This window comes from Delftia sp. SD018 (assembly GCF_017355445.1).
In the GTDB taxonomy this organism is placed as follows: Bacteria; Pseudomonadota; Gammaproteobacteria; order Burkholderiales; family Burkholderiaceae_C; genus Comamonas; species Comamonas acidovorans.
On the sequence record NZ_JADDRN010000020.1, the window covers coordinates 66,006 to 77,641 of the forward strand.

Genomic DNA, 11,636 nt, shown 5'->3' on the forward strand with positions numbered 1-11,636 from the left:
TGCTATCAAAATGATACCAATGCGTTGCATGCTACATACAAATGAAAAGAAAAAGAAATCATTCTCATTGTCATTCTAGAATCCGCACCCGCCACGACAGGCTGCGCCGCTGGACCCAGGCCGGCAGCAGCGCCGACGCACCCAGAGCACGCCCCACGGCACAGGTTTCCCAGCTCTCGACCATTGACCATGCTTATCCAAAGACTCTCGCGCACGGCAGTTGCGCATGCCGCCCTGCTTGCCCTGTGCGGCGCAGCCCACGCCCAGGCCCAGCCTGAAAATGTTCCCGAGGCCACGCTCGCCCCGGTCACCGTGAATGCAGGCACCGAGAAGGAAAATCCCACCGGCCCCGTGGTGGGCTTCACCGCAAAGCGCGCCATCTCGGCCACCAAGACCGACACGCCGCTGATCGAGACGCCCCAGGCCATCAGCGTGGTCACGCGCGACCAGTTCGAGGCGCAGGGCGTGCAGACGCTGCGCCAGACCACCGCCTACAGCGCGGGCGTGGTGTCCAACTACTTTGACAGCCGGGTGGACAGCTTCTCGGCACGCGGCGGCAGCGTGAGCCAGTACCAGGACGGTCTGCTGCGCACCTACGGCACCTACAACACCAGCCGCCCCGATCCCTACACGCTGGAGCGCGTGGAATTCCTGCGCGGACCCTCTTCCGTGCTCTACGGCCAGGGCAGCGTGGGCGGCGTGCTCAACCTCACCAGCAAGCGCCCGCAGGCCGAGGCGCTGCGCGAGGTGCAGGTGCAGGTGGGCAGCTACGGGCGCAAGCAGATCGCCACCGACCTGACCGGCGCCGTCACCGAAGACGGCCAGTGGCTGTACCGCCTGGTGGCCGTGGGCCGGGAAAGCGGCACCCAGGTGGACCATGTGAACGACGACCGCCTGGTGATCGCGCCCAGCCTGACGTGGAGGCCCAGCGCCGATACCTCGCTGACGCTGCAGGCGCTCTACCAGAAGGACAAGAGCGGCTCGCTGATCGGCTTCTTCCCCTGGCAGGGCACGCGCCTGCCCAGCCCCTACGGCCAGATTCCCACCAGCACCTTCATCGGTGAGCCCGGCTGGGACTCGTTCGACACAGAGAACAAGTCCTGGGGCTACCTGTTCAGCCACCGCCTGAACGCGGACTGGACCGTGCGCCAGAACCTGCGGCGCACCATCAGCGACGTGGACTACCGCTCCATCTACACCAGCTTCACCGCCATCCCCGGCCAGGGCCGCCCTGCGCGCCCGGTCTTCAACCCCGACAACCGCAGCGTCTACCGCGATGCCTCCTGGCAGGTCAACGGCGGGCGCATGCTGGTGATCGACACGCAGCTCGAAGGCAAGCTGCGCTGGGGCACGGCCGAGCACACCGTGCTGGCCGGCATGGATGCGCAGCGCAACAGCACCAGCCAGTCCACCTGGCGCGGCCTGACCGCGCCGTTTGACGTCTACAACCCCGTCTACGGCAATTTCACGCCGCCCACGGCCTCGCAACTGGTGCGCCAGCCGGGCGTGTCGCAAAAGCAATTGGGCTTCTACGCCCAGGACCAGATCAAGTGGGGCCGCTGGACCGCCACCCTCGGCCTGCGCCACGACAGCGCGCAGACGGACACCGAAGGCCGGCCCGCCTCCGCCGTGGACGAGAAGGCCTGGACCAAGCGCGCAGGCGCCACCTACCAGATGGATGGTGGCTGGGCGCCCTACCTGGGCTACTCCGAATCCTTCCAGCCGCTGGGCGGCGTGGATGTCTACGGCACGCCCTACAAGGCGCAGCGCGGCGAGCAATGGGAAGCTGGCGTGAAATGGCAGCCGCCGGGCCAGGGCCTCTCCGCCTTCGCCGCCGTCTACACGCTGCGCGAGAAGAACCGCAAGACCACCGACCCGGCCAACCCGCTCAACAGCCTGCAGATCGGCGAGGTCAAGGTCAACGGCTTCGAGGCCGAGCTCACCGCCAGCCTGGCGCGCCACTGGGACGCCACGCTCGCCTATGCGTACACCGACGCCGTCATTTCGCGCAGCAATGGCGGCGACCAGGGCCAGCGCGTGACCAGCGTGCCGCGCCACACGGCATCGGCCTGGCTGACGCACCGCTTTGCCAGCGAAGGGCGCGGCGGCTGGAGCCTGGGCGCCGGCGTGCGCTACACGGGTTCGCAGTGGACAGGCACCAGCCTGGTGGACACGCCTTCGGCCACCCTGCTGGATGCCATGGTGTCCTATGACGCAGGCCCCTGGCGCCTGGCCTTCAACGTGGTCAACCTGACCGACAAGGTGCAGATCACGCAGTGCCTGGCACGCGGCGACTGCTTCTACGGCCAGCGGCGCACCTTTGCGGTGACGGGAACGCACCGCTTCTGAGGACCGCCGCCGTGCGCCTTTCACAGCGCAGGCAGCTCAGGCAGGCAGCTGCCTGAAGCTCCTTCGGTCCGCCGTGCTGCCAAACGATGCGCAGCCCGACAGCACGGCGGGCGAAGGTGCGGTGGTCGACAGCGCCTCGCTGCACAGCCGGGGAAGCTGGCTGTGCTCGTCTTCCAGGGCCTGTGTCTGGATCATGGGGGCCATGGCCACCACGTTGCCGAAGATGGTGGCAAAGGCCACGTCCGCCGCGTCACGGCCCGTGCCAAAGCGCATGAAGCCCATGGGAATGGCCGTGCCCGATGCATCGAACAGATACCACCTGTCGCCCAGGTAGGCTTCCACGTAGGCATGGAAATCGGGCGGGCCCAGCGCAGGGTCGGCACCGTAGTCCGTGCCGGTGGCGATACGGGCAGGAATGTTCAGCGCACGGCACAGGGCGATCATCAGGTGCGTGAAATCGCGGCACACGCCCACCTGCTCCACCAGGGTATCGACGGCCGAGGTGGACGAGTTGCTGGTGGCCGAAGCGAAGGTCACCAGCTCCTGCACCCACTGCTGTATGGCCAGCACGCGCGAATAGCCGGGCGCCAGTTGGCCGAAATTGCGGAAGGCCAGCTGCATCAGCCGGTCGGACTGGCAGTAGCGGCTGGGGTAGATGTACGGCAGGACCTCCAGCGGGATGCAGCGCACCGGAACCTCGCCCAGCGCCGCCGGATCCTCGCGGTGGTGCGCGATGCAGACGGTGGCCGTGTAGGTCAGGTGCAGGGGGCCTGGGTTGGCATGCAGGCGCATGAAGCGGGTGGAGGTGGCGGGCTCGGTGGCAATGTCGGGCTCCACGGGCTGGCTGAGCACCAGACGCTCGTTCTCCACCGTCTGGTGCGAGGTGTGGGCCGCATGGATGTTGAACACGAAATCGGCCCCGGCCGGATCGCGGATGTCATAAGCAAGATCCACCTGGATCTGCAGCCGGATCGCTGCGTTGGCCATTGTTTGTCCCTGGTTGGTGTGTCTGATCGCCACCATGGTGCGGGCAGCCACGCCCGCAGGCCGTAGGCCCCTGCTGAAAAGCCTGTAGTGCTTGGCAGGGACAGCGCGTGCGCCGGGCAGGAGGCCCGCCTGGGGTGCAAACTCGGCTAACATCGGCGCCGCCCCGCATGGCGCAATGCCTGTGGCGGGGGCATCCACCAGCCAGGAACAGCCAAGGAGACCGCTAGATGGCGGAGATCATCGAGATATCGCGGGCGGCGCTGCACGAGCAGGTGGCGGACCGTTTGCGGTCCATGCTCATCGAGGGGCGCATCGCCCCGGGAGCCAAGCTCAACGAGCGCGAGCTGTGCGAGCAGCTGGGCGTCTCGCGCACGCCGCTGCGCGAGGCCATCAAGCTGCTGGCCGCCGAAGGCCTGGCCGACCTGCTGCCCAACCGCGGCGCCATCGCCGTCAAGCTGAGCGAGGCCGATGTCATGCACGCCTTCGAGGTGCTGGCCGGCATCGAGGGCCTGTCGGGCGAACTGGCCGCACAGCGCATCACCGACCAGGAATTCGCCGAGATCCGCGCCCTGCACTACGAGATGATGGCCAGCGTGGCGCGCGCCGACGTGTCCGCCTACTACCGGCTCAACGCCGCCATCCACGCGGCGCTGAACAGCGCCGCCAAGAACCCCGTGCTGACGGAGACCTTCCAGCGCATCAACAACCGCGTGCAGTCGCTGCGCTTTCGCACCAACCTGGACACGGCCAAGTGGAAGCAGGCCGTCAAGGAGCACGAGGCCATGATCGAGGCCCTGGGCGCACGCGACGCCACGGCCCTGCGCGAGCTGCTGGTCACCCACCTGCACCACAAGCGCGATGCCGTGCTGGCCATGCTGCGCGCCGAGGCCCTGCAGCCGCGCAAGTCGCGCTGAAGCCCAGGGCCGCTACCGCTGCGGCGCGGCCCCCAGCGCCGCAATCCCCGCCCGCGCCACCTCCGCATCCTCTGCCGGCTTCACCCCGCTGACTCCCACGGCGCCCAGGCAGTGGCCCTCACTGGTGATGGGCACGCCGCCTTCCAGCAGGCCCTGCAGCGCGGGCACGCTCAGGTAGGCGGTACGGCCGCCATTGATCATTTCCTCATAGAGCCGGCTTTCCTTGCGGCCCAGTGCTGCGGCGTGGGCCTTGGCCGGCGCGATGTGGGCCGAGGCCGGCGCCGCGCCGTCCAGGCGCTGCAGCCACAGCAGGTGGCCGCCGTCATCGGCGATGGCGATGCTGACGGCCCAGCCGCGCGCCGTGGCATGCGCCTCGGCGGCCTGGGCGATGGTCTTGATGTCCTGGAGGTCCAGGCAGGGCTTGTGCTTCATGGGAGTGCCTTGTCTTGCGCAGGAGGGAGGATGGCGGTCAGCGGGCGTCCAGCAGGCTTTCCAGCAGCCGCGCCACATGCACGGCTTCGCGCGCCCCGCCGTCGGCGATCTGGTGGCGGCAGCTGGTGCCGTCGGCCACGACGATGGCCTCGGGGCGCTGGCGTATGGCCGGCAGCAGGGCCGCCTCGGCCATGTCCATGGAGACCTGGTGGTGGCTGGCCTCGTAGCCGAAGCTGCCGGCCATGCCGCAGCAGGAGCTTTCGATGAGCTCGGGCTGGGCGCCGGGAATCAGCCGCAGCACGTCCAGGATGGGGCTGACCGCGCCAAAGGCCTTCTGGTGGCAATGGCCGTGCACGAGGATGGGCGCCCCGGCGGCGCGCAGCGGCAGCGCAAAGCGGCCGGCCTTCACTTCACGGGCAATGAATTCCTCAAACAGCAGGGCCTGGGCGGCAACGGCCTGCGCAGGCTCGCCCAGGCCCATGACCAGGGCTTCGTCGCGCAGGGTCAGCAGGCAGGAGGGCTCCAGGCCGACGATGGGGATGCCGGCCCGGGCCAAGGGCGCCAGGGCGTTGATCAGCGCACCGGCGCTGGCCTTGGCCTGCTCGACCATGCCGGTGGCCAGGTAGGTGCGGCCGCAGCAGTGGTGGCCGCCCCCCTCTTTGGCGGACTTGCTGGCGGTGTGCAGCGCATATCCGGCCGCCTGCAGCACGCGCGCGGCGGCCAGGGCGTTTTCGCTCTCGAAGGTGCCGTTGAAGGTGTCCACGAAGAGCACGGCCACGCGCTCGCCGGCCGCCGCGCGGGCCAGGGCCTGGTCGCGGTCAAGAAAGGTATGTGCTTCGGGCGCGCGCCAGAAGGTGTCGCTGCGCCAAGCCGGCAGCGAGCGCCTGGCGGACAGGCCCAGCAGTTTTTCGCCCAGTTGGCGCAGCACGGGCAGGCGGTTGCGCAGGTTCAGCAGCCAGGGCATGCGGCTGGCCGTGGCCGCGTAGCGCGGCAGATGGGCGACCAGCCGGTCCTTGAGCGTGTGGCCATGGCGGGCCTTGTAGTGGGCCAGGAATTCCACCTTCATGCGGGCCATGTCCACGCCCGTGGGGCAGTCGCGCCTGCAGCCCTTGCAGCCCACGCACAGGTCCATGGTGTCGTGCATGGCCTCGCTGGTGAAGGCGTCCGGACCCAGCTGGCCCGAGATGGCCAGGCGCAGGGTGTTGGCGCGGCCGCGCGTCAGGTGCTGCTCGTCGCGCGTGACGCGGTAGCTGGGGCACATGGTGCCGGCGTCGAACTTGCGGCAGTGGCCGTTGTTGTTGCACATCTCCACGGCCTTGGCAAAGCCGCCGGTGACGTCGCCGCCCGTGCCGGGCGCCGTGGTGACTTCGGTGACCGGGTCGGCCTGCACGTTCCAGGCCGACCAGTCGAGCACGGGCGTGATGGGAATGCGCCGGTAGGGCCGGGGCGTATCGGCGGGCGCGAAGCGGAACAGCCGGCCATCGTCCATCCTGGGCGTATCGATGATCTTGCCGGGGTTGAACAGGCACTGGGGATCGAACTCCTGCTTGATGGCGCGCAGGGCCTCGGTGATGGCGGGCCCGAACTGCCAGGCAATCCACTCGCCGCGGCACAGCCCGTCGCCGTGCTCGCCGCTGAAGGCGCCCTTGTATTTGCGCACCAGTTCGGCCGCTTCCTCGGCAATGGCGCGCATGCGCGCCGCGCCGTCGGTGCGCATGTCCAGGATGGGCCGCACATGCAGCGTGCCTACGGAGGCATGGGCGTACCAGGTGCCCCGGCTGCCGTGGCGCGCGAACACTTCGGTGAGCGCATCGGTGTACTCGGCCAGGTGCTGCAGCGGCACGGCGCAGTCCTCGATGAAGCTCACGGGCTTGCCGTCGCCCTTGAGGCTCATCATGATGTTCAGCCCCGCCTTGCGCACTTCCCAGAGGTTTTTCTGGGCCGCTTCCTCGGGCATTTCCACCACGCTGCCGGGCAGGCCCAGCTCGCCCATGAGTTCCACCAGTTGGCGCAGTCGCGCCAGCAGCGCGGCGCGGTCGTCGCCGGCGAATTCCACCAGCAAGATGGCAGCCGGGCGGCCGATGAGCGCGGTCTCTATGGTGGGCTTGAAGGCCGGGTTGGCCAGGCCCAGCTCGATCATGGTGCGGTCCACCAGCTCCACGGCCGTGGGGCCCAGCTTCACGATGTGCTGGGCCGAGTCCATGGCAGCGTGGAAGGTGGGAAAGTTCACCACGCCCAGCACCTTGGCGCGCGGCAGCGCGCTGAGCTGCAGGGTGAGCGAGCGCGTGTAGGCCAGCGTGCCCTCGGCGCCTATCAGCAGATGGGCCAGGTTGACGCTGCCGTCGGCCGTGTAGGGCCGCTCGCTCTGGTTGTCGAAGATGTCGAGGTTGTAGCCCGCCACGCGGCGCATGACCTTGGGCCAGTGCGCGTGGATTTCCGCCCGGTGCTGTTGCGCCAGCCCGTGCACGAATTGCGCAATGCGCGCCGCGCGGCCCGTGGCCTGGGCGACGGGGCCGAAGTCCAGCAGCTCGCCATCGGCCATCCAGGCGCGGGCGCCGCGCACGTTGTGGACCATGTTGCCGTAGGCAATGGAGCGTGAGCCGCAGGAGTTGTTGCCCGCCATGCCGCCCAGCGTGGCCTGGGCGCTGGTCGATACGTCCACCGGATACCACAGGCCGAGCTTCTTGAGCCGGGCGTTGAGGTGGTCCAGCACCAGGCCGGGCTCGACCTCGGCCGTGCCTGCATCAGGGTCCACCGAGAGGATGTTGCGCAAATGCTTGCTGTTGTCGATCACCAGGGCCGCGCCCGTGGTCTGCCCGCACTGGCTGGTGCCGCCGCCGCGCGGCAGCACGGGCACCTTCAGCTCGCGGGCGATCTGCAGGGCCGTGGCAATGTCCTGCTCGCAGGTGGGCACGAAGACGCCCACCGGCATGATCTGGTAGATGGAGGCGTCGGTGGCATAGCGCCCGCGCGAGGCGGCGTCGAACAGGACCTGGCCGCGCGTGTCCGAGCGCAGGCGGCGCGCCAGCATCTGGCTGACCTCGTTGGGCGGCTGCACCGTGCCGGGAGCGGGCACGGTGTCGTCGGGGGAAGCGGCAAGGCGGTGCGTGGATTCCATCAGCATGGCGGCTCTCATTCGTTCATGGTTCGTGGGTAGATCTGGCCTGCCTTGAGCAGGGCGATGACGGTGTCGCGCTTGTGCTCCAGGTGGGCCACCAGCACCTGGCGCAGCGCGGCGGCGTCGCGCGCCTGCAGCGCCTCCAGCATGCGTTCGTGCTCCTGGACGGCACGCTTCCACTTGGCCGCGTCCTGGTTGGTGCGAAAGCGCAGCGACTGCACGCGGGCGTTGATGCGGCCATAGGTCTCGGCCAGCACGGGGTTGGCGGCGGCGCGGTTGATGGCCGAGTGGATCAGCGCATTGAGCCGGTAGTAGCCGGACAGGTCCTGGCGCGCATGGCTGGCCAGCATCTCGAAGTGCAGGGCCCGCACCTCGGCCAGCTGCTGCTCGCTGATGCGCTGCGCGGCCAGCTCGCCCGACATGCCCTCCAGCCCCGCCAGCACCTCGAAGGTCTGCAGCACATCGGCCTCGCCCAGCCGCACGGCCACGGCGCCGCGGTTGGGCACCAGGTCCACCAGCCCTTCGGAGGCCAGCAGCTTGATGGCCTCGCGCAGCGGCGTGCGCGAAACGCGCAGCTGCTCGCACAGCGCGCGCTCGTTGAGCTTGGCACCGGGCGGTATGCGCCCCTCCACCAGCCAGGTGCGCAGCCGTGCCGCCACCTGGTCATGCAGGGCAAGCCGCGAAATCTCGATGATCTCCGCCATGGATTCTCCTGGTCGAATGAATTTTGCATTCATTTTTACGCAAGCATTTCTCAAGGTATTCATGGTTATCACCAAGGCATTTATGAATTTTGAATGCAAAAATTCGCAAACACCCTCCCCCGCAGACCGACCTGGCATTTCCTTGAAAAGGACGCACCATGCTCACGCTCGACAACCATCCCACGGGCCGCCACTTCCTCCAGATCCCCGGCCCCAGCCCGGTTCCCGACCGCATCCTGCGGGCCATGAGCCTGCCCACCATCGACCACCGGGGGCCGGAGTTCGGCCAGCTCGGCCTCAAGGTGCTGGCCGGCATCCAGCAGGTCTTCAAGACCCGGCATCCGGTGGTGATCTACCCGGCCTCCGGCACGGGCGCCTGGGAGGCGGCCCTGATCAACACGCTCAGCCCTGGCGATCATGTGCTGATGTTCGAGACCGGCCACTTCGCCTCGCTGTGGCAGAAGATGGCCACGCGCCTGGGCCTGTCCACCGAGTTCCTGTCCTATGGCGGCTCCGATGAGCACCTGCCCCAGGCGCCGGGCTGGCGCCATGGCGTGCAGGCCGGCCTGATCGAGGCGCGGCTGCGCAAGGACACGGAGCGCCGGATCCGCGCCGTGTGCGTGGTGCACAACGAGACCTCCACGGGGGTGACCTCGGACATCGCCGCCGTGCGCCGCGCCATCGACGCGGCGGGCCACCCGGCCCTGCTGCTGGTGGACACCATCTCGGGCCTGGCCAGTGCCGACTACCGCCACGATGAATGGGGCGTGGACGTGACCATCAGCGGCTCGCAAAAGGGCCTGATGCTGCCGCCCGGCATCAGCTTCAACGCGCTGTCGCCACGCGCGCTGGAGGCCGCCAAAAGCGCCAAGCTGCCCAAGTCGTTCTGGGCCTGGGACGAGATCGTGGAGATGAACCAGACCGGCTACTGGCCCTACACGCCCAACACCAACCTGCTGTACGCCCTGTCCGAATCGCTGGACATGCTGCTGGCCGAAGGGCTGGATACGGTGTTTGCGCGCCACCAGCGCTGGGCGGCCGGCGTGCGCGCCGCCGTCCAGGCCTGGGGCCTGCCCATCCAGTGCGCCGATCCGCAGGTCTACTCGCCCGTGCTCACCGGCGTGATCACGCCCGAAGGCGTGGATGCCGACGCCCTGCGCCGCCTGATCCACACGCGCTTCGACCTGTCGCTGGGCGCGGGCCTGGGCAAGCTCAAGGGCCGCATGTTCCGCATGGGCCACCTGGGCGACAGCAACGACCTCACGCTGCTGGCCATGGTGGCGGGCGTGGAGATGGGCCTGAAGCTGTCCGGCATCCGTCTGGCCGGCAGCGGCGTGCAGGCGTCCATGGACTACTTCGCTGCCCACGCCGCAGCCGGTGCGCTGCGCAAGGCCGCCTGAACCCATCGGCCCCGCGCCAAAAACCCTTGGCAGAGCCGGAGCACATGGCTCGCCCCCTTGATCGTGGATTGCACCAATACCAGGAAATAACAGGAGACAAGAGACATGACATCGCCCCGCAACCGCCTGGCGGCAGCTGCCGTCGCCACCCTCGCTGCCACCGCCGCCATCACCCTCGCCCCTGCAGCCTGGGCGCAGTGGAAGCCCGCCAAGTCCGTCGAACTCGTCGTGCCGTTCTCGGCCGGTGGCGCGTCCGACCAGATGGCACGCGTGATCCAGGCCATCGTCACCAAACACAAGCTGATCGAGCAGCCCGTGGTCATCCTCAACAAGGCCGGCGCCTCCGGCGCCGAGGGCATTCTGGATGTCAAGGCCTCGGCGCGCGACCCGCACAAGCTGCTGGTGGCCTCCACGGCCATCTTCACCCTGCCCATGGCCACGGCCCTGCCCTTCCAGTGGCGCGACCTGAATCCCGTGGCCATGATCGCGCAGGACCAGTTCGTGCTCTGGGTCAATGCCGAGACCGGCTACCAGACGCCTGCCGACTACCTGGCCGCCGCGCGGCAGGCCGGCGGCAAGTTCAAGATGGGCGGCACCAGTTCCAAGCGCGAGGACCAGATCATCACCGCCAACATGGAACAGGCCGCCGGCGTGAAGTTCACCTACATCCCCTACAAGGGCGGCGGCGAGGCCAGCACGCAGCTGGTGGGCAAGCACATCGACTCCAACGTCAACAACCCCAGCGAGTCCATGGCGCAGTGGCGCGCGGGCCAGGTGCGGGCGCTGTGCGTGTTCGACACGCAGCGCATCGAGTACACGGCCAAGGTCACGGGCAGCCAGGCGCTGTCGGACATCCCCACCTGCAGGGAGCAGGGCCTGGATGTGCAATACACCATGCTGCGCGGCTTCTTCCTGCCGCCCGGCACCACGCCCGAGCAGGCGCAGTTCTATGCAGGCGTGATGCACAAGGTGGTGGCCACGCCCGAATGGAAGGAGTACCTGGAGAAAAACGCGCTCAAGCCCGAGTACATGACGGGGCAGGCCTTCGTGGACTTCCTGGCCAAGGACGAGACGCGCCACCTCGACATCATGAAGAAGGCCGGCTTCCTGTCGGCCAGCGTGGCCGCCGCCGCCAAGTGAGGAGCCGCGCCATGGACAACGCCATCCACCTTGCCCCGCCCTCCTCCAATTCAGCGGCAGCGGCAGCAGCAGCCCCGGCCCAGCCCTCCAGCGTGGCCACCGAAGCCCAGGCCCCCGGCCTGTCCCGCCGCCATGTGGAGTACGGCGTGGCCGCCGTGCTGCTGGCGCTGGCCGTGCTCGTGGTCTGGGACAACCAGCGCATTGGCGCGGGCTGGAGCGACACCGGCCCGCAGGCCGGCTACTTCCCGCTGCGCGTGGGCGCCGTGCTGGGCATCTGCGCCATCGCCGTCTTCGTGCAGGCGCTGCGCAGCCGCAGCCAGGAGCAGTTCGCCAGCTGGCTGCAGCTCAAGCGCGTGGCCCAGGTGCTGTTGCCGCTGACGGCCTACATCGCCGTGATCGCGCCGCTGGGCATCTACGCGGCCTCGGTGCTGTTCATCACGGGCTTCATGGTGTTTGCGGGTCGTTATCCCTGGTGGAAGGCCGTGGCGCTGTCGGGCTTCACCAGCGTGCTGCTGTTCTACGTCTTCGAGATCCAGTTCAAGGTGCCCCTGCCCAAGGGTCCGCTTGAAGCCTGGCTCGGCTATTGACCCCT

At 68.6% G+C, this 11,636-nt stretch carries 9 protein-coding genes; 5 read left to right on the forward strand and 4 right to left on the reverse strand.

Going from position 1 to position 11,636, the window contains the following annotated elements; translation table 11 throughout:
• Nucleotides 1-189 precede the first annotated feature (189 nt).
• Nucleotides 190-2,349, forward strand: coding sequence for a TonB-dependent siderophore receptor (locus tag INR38_RS19530; RefSeq protein WP_043820810.1), 2,160 nt, complete (start codon nt 190-192; stop codon nt 2,347-2,349).
• Between the two features lie 36 nt (nt 2,350-2,385).
• Here INR38_RS19530 and INR38_RS19535 read toward each other — a convergent pair whose 3' ends face one another.
• Nucleotides 2,386-3,336, reverse strand: coding sequence for a transglutaminase family protein (locus INR38_RS19535; RefSeq protein ID WP_013802957.1), 951 nt, complete (start codon nt 3,334-3,336; stop codon nt 2,386-2,388).
• A 227-nt stretch (nt 3,337-3,563) separates the two neighbouring features.
• On the opposite strand from INR38_RS19535, the gene INR38_RS19540 reads away from it, so the two are divergent.
• Nucleotides 3,564-4,250, forward strand: coding sequence for a GntR family transcriptional regulator (locus INR38_RS19540; RefSeq protein WP_013802958.1), 687 nt, complete (start codon nt 3,564-3,566; stop codon nt 4,248-4,250).
• 12 nt (nt 4,251-4,262) lie between these two features.
• Here INR38_RS19540 and INR38_RS19545 read toward each other — a convergent pair whose 3' ends face one another.
• Genes INR38_RS19545 through INR38_RS19555 form a run of 3 tightly spaced genes read right to left on the reverse strand, consistent with a single transcriptional unit; the run spans nt 4,263 to nt 8,504 of the window.
• A complete protein-coding gene (locus INR38_RS19545; protein ID WP_013802959.1) occupies nt 4,263-4,682 on the reverse strand; it encodes a heme-binding protein in 420 nt (139 codons plus the stop codon).
• 37 nt (nt 4,683-4,719) lie between these two features.
• Entirely contained in the window at nt 4,720-7,806 is a 3,087-nt protein-coding gene (locus INR38_RS19550; protein ID WP_207443734.1) for an FAD-binding and (Fe-S)-binding domain-containing protein, read from the reverse strand.
• A gap of 8 nt (nt 7,807-7,814) precedes the next feature.
• On the reverse strand, nt 7,815-8,504 hold the full coding sequence (locus INR38_RS19555) for a GntR family transcriptional regulator (RefSeq protein WP_012204897.1): 690 nt from the start codon (nt 8,502-8,504) through the stop codon (nt 7,815-7,817).
• A gap of 158 nt (nt 8,505-8,662) precedes the next feature.
• On the opposite strand from INR38_RS19555, the gene INR38_RS19560 reads away from it, so the two are divergent.
• The 3 genes from INR38_RS19560 (at nt 8,663) to INR38_RS19570 (ending at nt 11,631) form a co-directional block, all read left to right on the forward strand.
• The gene (locus INR38_RS19560) at nt 8,663-9,904 is read left to right on the forward strand and encodes an aminotransferase class V-fold PLP-dependent enzyme (protein ID WP_012204896.1); all 1,242 of its coding nucleotides are present in this window, start codon (nt 8,663-8,665) and stop codon (nt 9,902-9,904) included.
• A gap of 105 nt (nt 9,905-10,009) precedes the next feature.
• Nucleotides 10,010-11,044 (forward strand): tripartite tricarboxylate transporter substrate binding protein, encoded by a 1,035-nt coding sequence (locus tag INR38_RS19565; protein WP_199960923.1) that lies wholly within the window; start codon nt 10,010-10,012, stop codon nt 11,042-11,044.
• A gap of 11 nt (nt 11,045-11,055) precedes the next feature.
• A complete protein-coding gene (locus INR38_RS19570) occupies nt 11,056-11,631 on the forward strand; it encodes a tripartite tricarboxylate transporter TctB family protein (protein WP_207443735.1) in 576 nt (191 codons plus the stop codon).
• Nucleotides 11,632-11,636 lie beyond the last annotated feature (5 nt).

Excerpts from the sequence above, each read along its gene's own strand:
- INR38_RS19530 (WP_043820810.1), top strand. The coding sequence starts at position 190 with ATGCTTATCCAAAGACTCTCGCGCACGGCAGTTGCGCATGCCGCCCTG.
- INR38_RS19535 (WP_013802957.1), bottom strand. The coding sequence starts at position 3,336 with ATGGCCAACGCAGCGATCCGGCTGCAGATCCAGGTGGATCTTGCTTAT.
- INR38_RS19540 (WP_013802958.1), top strand. The coding sequence starts at position 3,564 with ATGGCGGAGATCATCGAGATATCGCGGGCGGCGCTGCACGAGCAGGTG.
- INR38_RS19545 (WP_013802959.1), bottom strand. The coding sequence starts at position 4,682 with ATGAAGCACAAGCCCTGCCTGGACCTCCAGGACATCAAGACCATCGCC.
- INR38_RS19550 (WP_207443734.1), bottom strand. The coding sequence starts at position 7,806 with ATGCTGATGGAATCCACGCACCGCCTTGCCGCTTCCCCCGACGACACC.
- INR38_RS19555 (WP_012204897.1), bottom strand. The coding sequence starts at position 8,504 with ATGGCGGAGATCATCGAGATTTCGCGGCTTGCCCTGCATGACCAGGTG.
- INR38_RS19560 (WP_012204896.1), top strand. The coding sequence starts at position 8,663 with ATGCTCACGCTCGACAACCATCCCACGGGCCGCCACTTCCTCCAGATC.
- INR38_RS19565 (WP_199960923.1), top strand. The coding sequence starts at position 10,010 with ATGACATCGCCCCGCAACCGCCTGGCGGCAGCTGCCGTCGCCACCCTC.
- INR38_RS19570 (WP_207443735.1), top strand. The coding sequence starts at position 11,056 with ATGGACAACGCCATCCACCTTGCCCCGCCCTCCTCCAATTCAGCGGCA.